12 protein-coding genes and 4 pseudogenes are annotated in these 14,244 nt (G+C 40.3%); 10 read left to right on the forward strand and 6 right to left on the reverse strand.

Features of this window, described 5'->3' with window-relative positions; translation table 11 throughout:
• Positions 1-106: 106 nt before the first annotated feature.
• The 5 genes and pseudogenes from H1P_RS22630 to H1P_RS39945 all read right to left on the reverse strand — a co-directional run.
• A complete protein-coding gene (locus H1P_RS22630; protein WP_144871610.1) occupies positions 107-448 on the reverse strand; it encodes an MFS transporter in 342 nt (113 codons plus the stop codon).
• Between the two features lie 83 nt (positions 449-531).
• Entirely contained in the window at positions 532-762 is a 231-nt protein-coding gene (locus H1P_RS22635) for a phosphopantetheine-binding protein (protein WP_186376089.1), read from the reverse strand.
• Between the two features lie 114 nt (positions 763-876).
• Positions 877-1,407, reverse strand: coding sequence for an SDR family NAD(P)-dependent oxidoreductase (locus tag H1P_RS22640; RefSeq protein WP_144871614.1), 531 nt, complete (start codon positions 1,405-1,407; stop codon positions 877-879).
• A 2-nt stretch (positions 1,408-1,409) separates the two neighbouring features.
• Positions 1,410-2,150 carry a transposase gene (locus H1P_RS39940; RefSeq protein WP_425461549.1) on the reverse strand — a complete coding sequence of 247 codons (741 nt, stop codon included), beginning with the start codon at positions 2,148-2,150 and terminating at the stop codon, positions 1,410-1,412.
• 174 nt (positions 2,151-2,324) lie between these two features.
• A pseudogene (locus H1P_RS39945) lies at positions 2,325-4,614 on the reverse strand (type I polyketide synthase); the annotation flags it as partial.
• A 78-nt stretch (positions 4,615-4,692) separates the two neighbouring features.
• Between H1P_RS39945 and H1P_RS38445 the strand changes: the two are divergent.
• The 10 genes and pseudogenes from H1P_RS38445 to H1P_RS22690 all read left to right on the forward strand — a co-directional run.
• Positions 4,693-5,759, forward strand: a pseudogene (locus tag H1P_RS38445) (IS630 family transposase); the annotation flags it as partial.
• Between the two features lie 55 nt (positions 5,760-5,814).
• A complete protein-coding gene (locus tag H1P_RS37605; RefSeq protein WP_222427179.1) occupies positions 5,815-5,982 on the forward strand; it encodes a hypothetical protein in 168 nt (55 codons plus the stop codon).
• Positions 5,979-6,200, forward strand: coding sequence for a hypothetical protein (locus tag H1P_RS37610; RefSeq protein ID WP_222427180.1), 222 nt, complete (start codon positions 5,979-5,981; stop codon positions 6,198-6,200). Before H1P_RS37605 ends, H1P_RS37610 begins: the two co-directional genes overlap by 4 nt.
• The gene (locus H1P_RS37615; protein ID WP_222427181.1) at positions 6,201-6,647 is read left to right on the forward strand and encodes a winged helix-turn-helix domain-containing protein; all 447 of its coding nucleotides are present in this window, start codon (positions 6,201-6,203) and stop codon (positions 6,645-6,647) included.
• A 41-nt stretch (positions 6,648-6,688) separates the two neighbouring features.
• Complete coding sequence (locus tag H1P_RS37620) at positions 6,689-6,973, forward strand: hypothetical protein (protein WP_342799610.1); 285 nt, start codon at positions 6,689-6,691, stop codon at positions 6,971-6,973.
• A gap of 453 nt (positions 6,974-7,426) precedes the next feature.
• Positions 7,427-10,054: a TonB-dependent receptor domain-containing protein gene (locus tag H1P_RS22670; RefSeq protein ID WP_144871618.1), complete on the forward strand. Its 2,628-nt coding sequence runs from the start codon at positions 7,427-7,429 to the stop codon at positions 10,052-10,054.
• 140 nt (positions 10,055-10,194) lie between these two features.
• A complete protein-coding gene (locus H1P_RS22675) occupies positions 10,195-11,112 on the forward strand; it encodes an ABC transporter substrate-binding protein (RefSeq protein WP_186376090.1) in 918 nt (305 codons plus the stop codon).
• Entirely contained in the window at positions 11,112-12,467 is a 1,356-nt protein-coding gene (locus H1P_RS22680) for an MFS transporter (RefSeq protein WP_144871623.1), read from the forward strand. The genes H1P_RS22675 and H1P_RS22680 overlap by 1 nt, the downstream gene beginning before the upstream one ends.
• 39 nt (positions 12,468-12,506) lie before the next feature.
• The gene (locus H1P_RS22685; protein ID WP_144871625.1) at positions 12,507-13,484 is read left to right on the forward strand and encodes a ferredoxin family protein; all 978 of its coding nucleotides are present in this window, start codon (positions 12,507-12,509) and stop codon (positions 13,482-13,484) included.
• A 50-nt stretch (positions 13,485-13,534) separates the two neighbouring features.
• Positions 13,535-13,978 (forward strand): annotated as a pseudogene (locus H1P_RS22690) (IS982 family transposase); the annotation flags it as partial.
• A gap of 18 nt (positions 13,979-13,996) precedes the next feature.
• Here the strand turns inward: H1P_RS22690 and H1P_RS22695 are convergent.
• Positions 13,997-14,244: pseudogene (locus H1P_RS22695) on the reverse strand (IS1634 family transposase); the annotation flags it as partial.

Genomic DNA, 14,244 nt, shown 5'->3' on the forward strand with positions numbered 1-14,244 from the left:
TAGAAACAGAATAAGAACTAATATATTATTTGGTGTTTTTGAAGATTGGCGATTGCTATAAACGGCTATATTCAAGCAAATTCATTTAATTATTTCCTTGAGAAAATTATCTGCGGAATGTCAGATAAAAGTGCCAGATGGCAAGATTTTCCCTTAAAAGAAGAAAAAGTATAACTAGGGTAGAAACTCCTGCTACCGTATCTCCTAACATCATCAAGTGCTTGCGATTATAGCGATCGACTAATAACCCAGCAAAAATTGCAGCGATTACTCTAGGAAGACGACTAAAAAAGAAAATTAAAGATAAAGGAGTGGCTTTTTCGGTAAGCTCCCACGCCCAAATTGTCATAGCAAAATTAGTCATTTCAGAGCCGAGAGTTGAGACCAGTTGACCGCTCCAAACGATAAAAAAAGTGTTTAAGTTAGTTGGTCGATTTTCTGATTTCATGTATTTTGTTTTTGTTTTCACCGAATAATCTTTTCTGTAAAACTGGCTATAGTGGGATTTTCAAACAAACGACGTAAGGCTATTTATATCTGAAATTTTTGCCTAATTTGCGTTACCATTTGGGTTGCTAATAAGGAATGTCCTCCTAATTCAAAAAAGTTATCGTTAATTCCGACGCGATCGATACCAAGAAATTGTTGCCAAATTTTCACGATCGCACGTTCTGTTTCATTACGCGGTTGTTCGTAGTTTTCTGATAATTCTGGTCTGGAATGGCGGATATTTATTGATTCTTCTTTTGTTTCAAATTCCACCCATTGCGCGATTCTGTTTTGTAATTCGCCAGTGGAAACAATTACTTGAGAGATATTATTTAATGATATTATTCTTTGCCAAAGTTCGGCACTTTCAGATGGTTTTATTGCTAATTATGTTAAACTGCTGCTAAAATTTGAATCGGATTTTTTTTCGTCGAAATGCCATGCATCCCAGTTAATACTAATCCAGGGAAAGAGACTAGTTTTGTTATGCTGACGAGCAAAAACGTCCATATATTGGTTCGCTGCTGAATAGGCTGAAAAGCCTAAACCTCCTAAAATTGTTGCGATCGAGGAACATAATACACAAAAGTCTAATTCTCGTTCTTTCAGGATTTTTTCTAAGACTAAAGTTCCTGCTATTTTAGTTTTAAATTGCTGCTGAAATTCGGTTATATTTGTTTCTTGAATCGTTCGATATGCTTGTTCTCCAACTGTTCCTGCTGCATGAATTACTCCGTTAATATTACCAAAGCGTTTTTTAGCTTCGATAATAACATTTTCCATCGCATTATCGTCGCTTACATCTGCTTTTAGTACGAGGACTTCAGTCCCATCTGATTCTAATTGTTTTACTTGTTGAATTTTGTTTGCAACTTTTTCATTGCTCTTATTTTCGGTTCTACCGAACTTACTATGCAAAACTAACTAGCAAAGTGCCAAGTTAAAAGGCTTCTAAGTTGAAAGTTATCAAAATTTCTAAATCCAAAAGCTCTTCTTTTAATCAGCTTGAGTTTATTGTTAATTCCTGCCACTACTCCTTGAGTAGTTCCTTCATCGAAGTAAGCAATAATTTCCCCTATCCATCTTTTAATTGTTCCAAAGCTTTTGGGAAAATACTCGAAGATATCTTTTAACCAATCTGCTAAATTCAATAATCCCTCGCTCCAATTTTTATTAGTTTCAAAAATATTTCTGAGTTTTTCTTTTAACCCGTGCATTTTCCTTAAAACAGGAGCTATTCTTTCAATTTCTTGAAGTTTCTCCTGTTCCGATTCCTTCAAATCTTCTTGATTTTTGAGCAAGACATATTTACTCTTGGTCAGTCCTGACAATATTTTTTCTTTTTTAGATTTGTTTTTAAGTCGTTCTGCTTCTCTTGTGATTTTTTTTCTAGCAGCATCTAATTCATCATTTACTTGTTTCATTACATGAAAGTTATCCGCTACTATTTTTGCTTGAGGCATTAATTCTTTATTGGTCTTACACAGTAAGTTCGGTAGAACCTTATTTTCTAATATTTCTGACCATTGCGATCGCTCTGGCAAACCAGATCGCCCAATTAAAATTAGTTTTGCTTTGAATTTTTTTGCTAAAAATGATGCTAATAATAAGCCAATATTACCCAGTCCTCCAGTAATTAAATAAACTCCTTTTTGACGCAAGTTAGCAGCATTAATTTTAGGAAGGAATATAGGTTCAAAAATTTGTACCCAACGCTGTTTATGGCGATAGGCGATCGCAATATTTGGAGATTGGATTGTTAATTCGGCAAATAAGGATTTTATTAATTGAGGATTGTTTTGAGAGAGATCGAGATCGATATTGCGACAATTAATATGGCGATATTCTTGGGGAATTACTTTGACTAATCCTAATACTGTTGCTTTTTCTGGTTGTAATTTTTCCGCTCCAGTTACTTCATAAATGCGATCGCTTACAACTGTTAGAGATATCGAACTATTTACGTGCTGGCGATCTAATGCTTTAGTTAGATAGAGAAGGCTGTAACAATCTAATTTGCGATCAATCTCCGATTCAATTCCCCAAAAGTGAATGATTTTGTTAGGAATTTTTTCTAAATTTTGCAGAGATTTTATGAGATTGTCGTAGTCTTTTTCCTTTTCAGGATTTACTGTATAAGTATTACTATCTTTAGTAAATTTATCTCCTATTTTTACAGTAATAACCTCTTGACCTTCTTTTTGCAAACGAGCGGCTATTTTTGTACCAATATCGGATTCATCTATAAATAACAGCCAAGAAGATTGGAGAATTAAATTGACAGAATTAATCAGGGGCGATTGTTTCCAAGAAGGGACATAAAACCAATCGGCAATATCTGGTTTTTTGCCTTGTTTTTGCGGAATTTCAGCAGCAAACTGGCTTTGAGGCTCGATCCAATAACGTTGTCTTTCAAAAGGATAAGTTGGTAAAGGTACGCGCTGAGGTCGATCGCGAGGGTATAACTTCGACCAGTTTATAGTTACTCCTGCTAACCATAATTTTCCGACAGTATTGAGGATAAAAGCTAAATCCGATCGCGTTTCTTTGGGATGCCTTAAAGATGTTAACACTGGCGTATTGTTTATTTTTTGCTGTCTGGTCATCGGTACTGCGGATGAAACCTCGCCAGCCTGCGATGATTTCGTAAAGGTACTTAAGGTATTACCCGCTCCCACTTCTAGAAAAATGCGGTTTTAACGTATTCACCTATACTGTGACCGATAAGAATAGCAGGATGTATCCCCCAGGATAGCCACAACTGAGAGAGAGCGTATTCTATGGCAAATATAGCAGGTTGCGCGATCGCAGTTTGGTTGATTTTTTGGGATGGAGTGTTTTCTTCTGGGTAAAGACAAGAGCGTAAATCTAGATTTAGTAAAGGTTCGAGCAATTCCGAACAGCGATCGATCGAGTTTTTAAAACGGGTTCACTTTGATAAAGTTCTTTACCCATGTCTGCGTATTGAGTTCCTTGTCCTGGGAACATAAATACTATCTCGCGATCGCGAACTGAGTAAAAGCCAGTAGTTACTCTAGAAGTATCTTTATTACTAAAAGCTTCAATTGCATCGCGATCGTTTTCACAGACTAATATTCGACGATAATTAAAAGGGCGACGACCGACTTGTAAAGTATAAGCAACATCGGCTAAGTTAATTTCTGGATGCTGTTTGAGATACTCGACTAAGTTATTTGTTGCTGTTTCTATTGCCGATTCTGTTTTAGCAGAAAGTACGAGTAAATTGTATTTTCTCCCTTGCTCCCCTGCTCCCTTGTTAACCTGTAAAGGTGGTGCTTCTTCTACTATTACGTGAGCGTTAGTTCCACCCATGCCAAAAGAACTTACACCAGAACATCTAGGTGTATTATTGTCTTTCGACCAAACAGAAGGCTTAGTATTGACGTAGAAAGGACTATTTTCAAAATCAATTTGGGGGTTAGGTTGCTCGAAGTTAAGACTGGGAGGAATTAATTGGTGTTTGAGAGCGAGTATTGTTTTAATTAAACCCGCTACACCTGCTGCTGCATCTAAATGACCGATATTAGTTTTAACTGCACCCAAAGCACAGAAATTTTTGTCCTCAGTTTTAGCAGCAAAAACCTGAGTTAAAGCAGCTACTTCGATCGGCTCTCCTAAAGGTGTTCCCGTCCCGTGAGCTTCAATATAAGTAATGTTTTCTGGCTCTACTTCAGCCATTATTTGAGCAGATGCGTTCGCCTTAGCTTGTCCTTCAATACTGGGGGCTGAATAGCTTACTTTTACTGTTCCATCGTTGTTGATAGCAGAGCCTTTAATTATTGCGTCGATCGTGTCATTATCGTTGAGAGCATCTTCTAAACGCTTCAATACTACTATTCCCACTCCGCTACCGCTAACAGTTCCTTTTGCATTAGCATCGAAAGCGCGACAGTGTCCGTCTGGAGAGTGAATACCCCCTTCAGAATACAAATAACCGCCTTTGAGGGGTAATCTTATCGAAACGCCCCCAGCCATAGCCATATCGCATTCTCCGCTTAGTAAGCTTTGACTGGCAAGATGAACCGCAACTAAGGAAGTAGAACAAGCACTTTGAACGTTAAAACTAGGGCCTTTTAAGTTTAATTTATAGGAAATGCGGGTAGTAGTCCACCAAGTTTGAATTGAGGGATGAAATCGGCGAAAATGAGCGAAATGTCATTTCTGCTGAAAAAACTTTCACAGATGCCGAAGAAAAAATATATTGTCACTCTCACGGATCAAGAGCAAGCTTCATTAGAAGAACTAGTCAACAAAGGCAAAAATCCCGCTTATAAAGTCAATCATGCGCGAATTTTACTGTTAGCTGACACGAATCGGTCAGGAGGAGGCTGGAAAGATCGAGACATCAATCAGGCTCTTAAAATCAGTGTAGCGACGATTGAAAGAGTAAGACAACGCTTAGTAGAACAAGGTATGACGGCAGCCTTGAATCGAAAAGAGCAACAGAATCGAAAAAAGCGTCGCTTAGATGGAGAATCTGAAGCACATCTGATTGCCCTCACTTGTAGCTCGCCCCCAGAGGGGCAAGGACGTTGGACGATGAAGATGCTCGTAGAGCAAATGGTGCAATTAGGTCATGTTGAGAGCATTAGCGATGAAACTGTGCGACAGACTCTAAAAAAAACGAACTCAAGCCTTGGTTCAACAAATCCTGGGTGATTCCCCCCAAAGCTAATGCTCAGTTTGTCTACTACATGGAAGATGTTCTAGATGTTGACACTCGACCCTACGACCCGCTTCATCCTTCAGTTTGTTTTGATGAGAGCAGTAAGCAACGAGTTGCCGAAACTCAATTACCTTTACCTGCCAAACCTGGTCAACCAGAACGCTACGACTATGAGTATGAACGCAATGGGGTCTCCAATCTATTTATGTTTTTTGAACCTTTAGGAGCTTGGCGTCATGTTGAAGTCACCGACCAGAGAACGGCAATTGATTATGCTCAACAGATGAAGTATTTGGTTGATGAGCGTTATCCCGATGCAATCTTGATTACTGTCATTCATGACCAACTTAATACTCATGTCCCTGCTTCTCTCTATAAAGCCTTTGAACCAAACGAAGCCAAACGTATTCTGGACAAACTAGAGTTTCACTACACTCCTAAACATGGCAGTTGATTAAACATGGCAGAGATTGAATTGAGTGTTTTGGCTCGTCAATGTCTCGAACGACGTATTCCTGACCAGGAAACTTTGAAACAAGAAGTGGCAGCTTGGGAACAGCGCCGAAATCAAGGAAATCATACTAAATCCGATTACCAAAGTATGTGTAAAATGAAGCTGGAGAAGAGAAAGAAATTTAATGCCAAAAACAGCTTATTTAGCCAATCATTTAAGTTCGGGTGAACTTAAAGAAAAATATCTTAAAAGTAAAGACTCCCTAGAAGCTAGAAGATGGCATCTACTGTGGAAAGTATCTCAGGGCTGGACGATTAAAAATAGTGCGATCAGCTTCGCTGGCACTGCGTGATCGCCGTAGGGTGTTCTTATCCTTATGCTCAAAAGATTATCAATCGGTACAACCAAAATGGAGCAGAAGGTGTTAGAAATCGCAAAAATAAGACCAGCAATCATGTTCGAGGAAAAAAAAGATTACTATCACAACCACAGTTAGAAAAACTAACAAGAGCGATCGAGAAAAAGCCACCAGACGGCGGAATCTGGACGGGAACTAAGGTAGCTCGCTAGATGGAAAAAGAAACGGGAAGAGAGAAAGTCTGGAATCAGAGAGGATGGGACTACTTAAAAAAGTGCAACTACTCTTGGCAGAGTCCAAGACCAGCACATAAAAAAGCGGATAAATTGGAGCAGGAAATATTTAAAAATAACTTGCCATTGAAATTCAAAAAGCTCAAACGAGAAAATCCAGATGTGGAAGTAGAACTGTGGTTCTTTGACGAGCATAGAGTAGGGTTAAAACCAATACTTAGAAAGGTTTGGTCGAAAGTCGGTCATCGACCAGAAGCGGTCGTACAGCATCGCTATGAATGGTTGTACGTTTACGGATTTGTCAAGCCCCAAACTGGAGAAACTTTGTGGTATTTAATTCCCAGAGTTAATACGTCATGGTTAAATGTTGTTTATCAACAGTTTGCTATTGATGCTGGAGTCAGTAATCAAAAAAAATTCTTCTAGTAGAAGATAATGCGGGATGGCATCGTAGTAAAAAGGCAATTATTCCCTCTGGAATAGAGATTGAATTTTTACCAGCTTATTCTCCAGAGTTACAGCCAGCCGAAAGGTTGTGGCAGTTAGTAGATGAACCTCTGGTAAATCAATATTTTGAGCGTGAGGGATGCTGGGGTTTCCCCAGCTTATCCAATCACGCTGTTGAAAGTATTAATGAGATAGAAAATGTTTTAGTTGAGCGTTGTTGTGTAGTCAGTGAAATGAAAGATGAAGTTCGTAAATTGACCAACTATCATTGGCTAAAAAACACTTGTTGTTTACATACTTTATAAATCGGATTTAGTATCATTCGGTGGACTGGCGGTTTACTACCGCAGATGCTCGGATTAAACTGAAGCGACTCTATCCCTCAATTCAAACTTGGTAGAGTACTAGAATCTATCGGATAATTTTCAAAAACAACCAGACTTTCAAATAATGGGAAACCTCTTGGTATTTCGCTCCATTCTTGAATCTGCACTAATGGACTGTATTCGTATTGCCTAACTTCCGCTAGTTGGACTTGAAGTTGTTGCAGCCAAGATAATAATTCTGTTTCTAAATTAACTACTTATCATCAAGGAAATTTCATTAAACTTAATGAGAAAGTTTATAAATAAGTATGGTAGGCTAATCCAAGACGTAACACCTAAAACTATTCTAGATAGGCAAAGTTGTTGCTCAATTAGTTGGTGTGAAGATCTAAGCCCGACAAAGCTTTAGAAAAAACTTATGAGGAGTATTGATTGAAACTATTATTACTATTCCCAAACCCGATACTATTACTAAATCCCTTTTTGTTAGCAGTTATGCTGGTAGCTGCTTTTCCCAAGTGGACTTTTGCAGAAGTAAATTCGATAGAGCTTGACATTACTTCTACTCATGTAGTGTCTGAAGCAGAGAAGATACGATTATTACCGAGAAATACGACAGAAAATTTAAGAGCTCAGGGGACTGGGACTACTCTGGTTACAGGAGTAGAGGTCAATCAGACTGATTCGGGGCTAGAAGTAATTCTCCAAACCTCAGCAGGAGAAAAATTAGTACCGTTAATTCTTCCTGAAGGCAATAATTTAGTCATCGATCTTTTAGATGCAACTCTAGCTTTACCTATGGGGGATGAATTTAGAGAAACCAACCCCGCACCAGGAATCGCCGAAATTGCGATGAGCCAGTTAGATGACAGTAGTATTCGCCTAACGATTAGCGGAGAACAAAATGTACCCAGTGCCGAAGTAATTCCCAGTCAACAGAATCTAGTTTTGAGAGTGACACCAGAGGCGACAGCCCAAACCGAACCAGACGAAGAAATCGAGATTATCAGTACCCGAACCGAAGAACCAATATCGCGGGTGCCGCGCTCTGTAACAGTCATCGAGCGCGAAGAAATCGAGCAGCAAGAGGCATTGAGCGACAATTTGCCTGATATTTTGGGTCAAACAGTGCCAGGATTTGGTCCGCCAAGTCAAAGTGCGTCAAATCGGGGTCAGTCTTTGCGAGGTCGTCAACCCCAGGTGCTGATTGATGGTATTCCCACTGAAAGTAATCGTCGTGCCTTTCAAAATTTAAGGAGTATCGATCCCAATGCGATCGAGCGAATTGAAGTAATTAGGGGAGCAAATGCTGTGTTCGGTGCAGAAGCAGCAGGAGGAACGATTAATATTATTACCCGCGATTTTATCGACGAACCATTTACAGCTAGTACCTCCCTGACCTTGGGACCGAGAATATCTTTATCAGATTTTTCCGACAGCTTTGGAGGAGAAGTCAGTCAGTTTTTGGCTGGAGGAGACGAAGACGTTGATTATTTACTCTCGTTAGCTTATAGTCAAACGGGCGATACTTTTGATGCTGAGGGCGATCGCATTCCCGTCGGACGTTCTCAAGGACTAGATAACTTGGAAACATTTAATGTTTTGGGCAAACTGGGGGTAAATATCACCGAAGAGCAGCGTTTGCAGTTTGCACTCAATCATTTTAGCGACGTACAAGACGATCCTACCCTGCCCGATCCTGCCCTTGACGACATTGAAGAGAGAGTCAAAGCACGTTCTCTCGATAATGGAGAAATTGAAATAGACGATTCACCTGGACGGAAGGATACGATCGCCAGTGTTCGGTATACGAACGATGATTTATTGGGTTCTCAGGTGCAGATTCTAGGTTTTTATCAACAGTTTCTCAGTCGCACTATTCCTCAAGATAACCGCGATACTTTTTTCAATTCTGTCTCCCGTACAGAAATCAATACTGAAAAACTGGGGGCGCGAGTGCAAGTAGATACTCCAATTATTGACGAACTAGACTTACTTTGGGGAGCAGATTATCTTAATGAATCGGTCGAAAACCCACTAACAGTATTCGACCCTGAAACTTTTGAAGACAGCGGTGGACAGGAATTTGATACAGTTGACGAGCTGTTTTTTTCTCCACCTTACGATGTAAACAGTTTGGGGTTATTTGCCCAACTGCGCTGGGACGCCCAAGATTGGTTGAGCTTTAGTGGCGGATTGCGCTACGAACAGATTGAATTAGCCGTTGATGATTACTCACTACTAGATACACCAGGTTTGGGAACTGTTGAAGGGGGCAATATTGATATAGATGATGTGGTATTTAACCTGGGTACTACTGTTGACCTGACGGATGAGCTTAATTTGTTTGCTAACTTTTCTCAGGGCTTTTCCGCTACCGATTTTGGGCGAATTCTCCGTTTTCCGCCTACTGGATTTATCAGTGTAGAAAATTCAATTGATATTACCGAACCTGTAAAAATTGATTCCTACGAATTGGGGCTTCGGGGTGAATGGGATAAAATTCAGTTTTCCGTAGCGGGATTTTACACAGAGTCAGAATTTGGCGAAAACGTCCGTCAAAGTGATGATGGAGCTTTTTTAGTCTTAGAGCGATCGCCTACCCGTACCTATGGGTTTGAAGCAGCTTTAGACTATCAGCCTGCCGATGCTTGGCAGCTAGGAACGTCCTTTTCTTGGACAGAAGGAGAAAGTAATCCAGAAGACGATGGGGAAGATGATTATATTGCCTTAAGTTCCCTCGATATTCAACCGCTTAAAGTTACTGCTTACGTGGAGAATCTCACCCTTCCCCGTTGGCGAAATCGCTTGCAGTTGTTAGTAGTTGGAAGTCGCGATCGCGCTTTTGAAGATGGCGTAGATGAACTAGATATTGATAGCTACGCTACTTTTGATTTTATTAGTAGTCTAAATTTGGGTCGAGGAACTTTAACGTTAGGAATTCAAAATCTTTTGGACAAGCAATATTTTCCCGTTGATTCTCAGGTGCAAGATGAAAATAGCGAAAATGCTGCTGCTTTAGGGAGAACCTTTAGCTTGGGATACCGTTTTAATTGGTAACAAAAGTGGCGGAGGAAATAAGACCTATGGTGTTTTCGGCTTTTCATGTCTATATTATGTCAGTCTAAAAATAAATGAAGGTAAAAAACAGAAATGGACGGGTTTGTTCGATAAGAATCCGAAGTAAGATATTAATTTTTATGGTGTCATTTGGTTTTATTGCCATTGCTTCTTGTAGTCAAAATAACTTTAATGATTCGCCAAAGGTTGCTATTACTAAAGGAGAAGCGCGAATGGTTAAACACGCCTTGGGAGAAACTGCTGTCCCCGTGCGATCGCAAAGAGTCTTAGCATTAGATAATATTGCGCTCGATTCTATTCTTGCTTTAGGAGTCAAGCCCATAGCTGCGCTATATAACGAAAATACGGGACAGTTTCCAGTTCATTTACGCGATCGCATTAGCGGAGTAACTAAACTGCCTTCGGAGCAACAGAACATTGAAGAGATCGCCTCTCTCAATCCTGACTTAATCTTGGGAGGCAAAAATGTCGAACAGGTGTATAAATTACTCTCGCAAATTGCACCTACTATCGTGCTGGCAGAAGGAGGGAATGCGGAATGGAAGGAACAACTCAAACTCACAGGGAATATTCTGGGTCAATCCGAGGAGGCTGAAAAGATTTTGCAAGAGTACGATCGGCGTTTAGCAGAATTTAGGGCGGAAATAGGAGACGAAGTGCGATCGATTGAAGTATCTGTAGTTCGCATTTTTCCCGATCGCATTCGTCTTTATCAACGAGGTTCGTTTAGCGGTGAAATTCTGGCAGAAGCGGGTTTATCTCGACCGCCAGCACAAGACTCCGAGCGTTTATGGCGTGAAGTTTCTCGCGAACGCATTCAAGATGCAGACGGAGATGTCATTTTTGTCTGGAGTCTAGGAAAAGAAGCCGAGCAAGCATTAAACCAATTACAAGACGATCCTTTATGGTCACAATTAGAAGCGGTGCAGCAAGGTCGGGTTTACGAAGTTCCAGGGTATTGGATTGGTAGCGGTCCCTTAGCTGCAAATGCCGTGATTGATGATTTGTTTACTCACTTAACCCAGGCAAAACCATAATGCGGACTTTTTTTATAGTCTGGAGCGGTCAGTTAGTCTCGACCATTGGCAGCTATATGACTCGCTTCGCTGTAGCAATTTTAGTCTGGGAACTTACCAAAGAAGTAACCGCGATCGCCTTAATCGGTTTTTTTACCCAAATTCCTAGCTTGTTGGTGATTCCTCTTGCTGGCGGTCTGGTAGATCGCTCAGATCGTAAATTCTTGATTGCCCTAGCCGACCTAGTAGCTGGTTTTTCCACAATTGCGCTGTTGTTCCTTTATCTAACAGACCATTTACAAATCTGGCATTTCTATGCAGCAGGAATGCTCAATGGAGCTTTTGGGCAAATTCAGCGTCTGGCTTATACAGCTTCGATTACAGTTATTGTTCCTCCAGCACAATACGCCCGTGCCAGTGGCATGGGTTCGATAGTACACTATGGTTCGGCTATTATTGCACCTGCCTTAGCTGGGGTTTTATATGGTGTTATTGGTTTAGTTGGAATTTGGCTGATCGATTTGGGGACATTTGTGTACGCCTTCATTACACTTCTTTGCGTTACTATTCCTAACCCCAAAAAACAAGCTCAAAAATCCGCTCGACGCTCAGAGATTACTCCGCCGTCGAAAGCCAGAGCAATTTCTGCCTCTATTAAAATAAAAATGGAATCGGTTTGGCAAGATCTTAATTTTGGCATCGGCTATGTCCGTAATAGTCCTAGTTTACTTGCTCTTTTGATAATTAATACTTTATTTCAATTTGCCCATGATCTTGGTGCTAGCTTATACTCCCCAATGATTCTTGCTCGCACGGGAAACAATGCCAAAGCATTAGGAAATATATCCTCGGCTGCTGGTTTAGGAGGCGTTTTAGGAGCAGCGATCGCTAGTATCTGGAGTGGTTCACAACGTAAGATTAAAATAGTGTTGCTAGGCATGATTGGTGCAGGAGTTAGTAAAACGGTTTTTGGGTTAGGACAAAGTTTGTGGTTCTGGATGCCAGCACAATTTTGTTCTTCAATTAACTTTCCTCTGATGAATGCTTCCAAACAAGCAATTCTCTTGAACAAAGTCGAACCAGAGGTACAGGGACGAATCTTTGCACTGAGTTTTTTACTTACTGGAATTACCGCCCCTATTGGTAGACTTCTAGCTGGATATCTTGCCGATCGCATCTTAGAACCTGCAATGCAACCTGGAGGAACATTAGCAGGAATTTTTGGGATATTCTTCGGCACAAACGAAGGATCGGGGATAGCACTTTTATATGTTTTTTCCTCTGTTTGTTTAATTTTAATTGGTTTGGCAGGACATACCTTTGCTAGCTTACGTAATATAGAAACCCTCATTCCCGACCGTAAAACAACTTTATAGGTTAGAAGCAAGTAAATAATCTTCAATAAAAAACCAAAAATGCACAAATTTTGTTCGGTGATTTCAAAAGCCATTGGAGAAGATCCCATTGCCACTGCGGGAAACTACGACCACTGGTTTATTTTTGAACTTAGTCCTCCTTGGTCAGAAGAATTTTGGCAAGATGAACCGCTTTTTCAACCGATGTTGGAAGTCATTGCTAAACTTGTTCGGCAGCAAGGAATTAAGCTTAGACCCTTTGCGATCGCACCCGACCGAGAATATTCTCATCGCGATCTCATGCGAGTTTTTTACTATTATCGTCCCCAGCGACTTTTTGCCCGATTTACCAAACAAGAATATATCCTACCCCCAGAGCAGGTTAGTCCTCTAATCATTGCCTTGCTAACTCAACCCGAACGGATCGAAGAATTTGCTGTATATCGTCAATCTACTGAGTTGATTCGCGAGATTTTGGTTTGTACCCATGGTAATGTAGATATTGCTTGTTCTCGCTTTGGTTATCCGATTTATCAACAGTTACGTTCTGAATTTGCTGCCACCTCACGGGGTCAACTGCGGGTCTGGCAATGCAGTCATTTTGGAGGACATCGCTTTGCCCCAACCGCGATCGATCTTCCTGAAGGACGTTACTGGGGACATTTAGAACCTGAGTTTCTAAAACAATTAATCGAACAACAAGGTGCGATCTCACAACTGCCAAAATTTTATCGAGGTTGGGCTGGACTTTCTCCCTTTGAACAAATAGTAGAACGGGAAATTTGGCAGCAAGAAGGTTGGCAATGGCTAGACTATTATAAAGCGGGTCGAGTTTTAGCAATAGATGAAACAGACAAAACTTGGGCAGAAGTCCGCATAGACTTTGCTAGTCCTGATGGTAAGCATTGTGGTCATTATCAAGCTAGAGTAAAGATGAGAGAGCGCATCACCACCATGGGTGAGTCTGACGATGAAACTTCGTTTCGAGAACTAAAGCAATATGTTGTTAGGGACTTCCAAAAAATAAAAGCTGCCTAACTGTAGCGACCCAAAATAAGAATCACTTCGACCCGAAATAACGCTGTTTTAATGACAAGGGTGAATTGCTAGCCTTTAAACTGACCCCAGGCAATGTTGACAACCGAAAGCCAGTTCCTGAGATGACTCAAGGAATTTTTGGTAAGTTATTTGGCGATCGCTGTTATATCTCTCAAGACTTATTTGAAAAGCTTTATGAGCAGCAACTTCAACTGATAACTCGGTACCAAAAAAATATGAAACAGAAGTTGGTTAAGCTAATTGACAAAATTCTCTTGCGTAAAAGAGCTTTAATCGAGACAGTCAACGACCAACTCAAAAATATTTTTCACATTGAATATTCAAGACATCGAAGCATCTGGAATTTTCTGGTCAACTTAATGGCAGGATTAATTGCTTCTTCCTATTTGCCTCAAAAACCTTCTCTTGACTCACGGTTCGCTCAATTTAAAAATGGTCGAGCAAATAAAGACGATGAAATCAAGTCACAGTAATAATTAGAGCGATTGGAGTCAATTAGGAACTAGCTGGGGAACAAGATAAATCGATTCAGGAATGTTCATCAAATTTAAAATTTGTCTTTGAAGGGAATTCAGAGAACTGATTTCAGTAGAGCCATCAGGATAAAGATACAAAGTCAAATCAGAAAAAGCAGCTAATAATTGTTCTGCTGTGGGACAAAAAGTAGCGCGTTTGGGATTCCCTGAATAAAGTCCAGAGATAGATTGCTCTGATTCAGTTAATTGGCGACGAACAATAA

It is taken from the genome of Hyella patelloides LEGE 07179, from assembly GCF_900659865.1.
Lineage (GTDB): Bacteria > Cyanobacteriota > Cyanobacteriia > Cyanobacteriales > Xenococcaceae > Hyella > Hyella patelloides.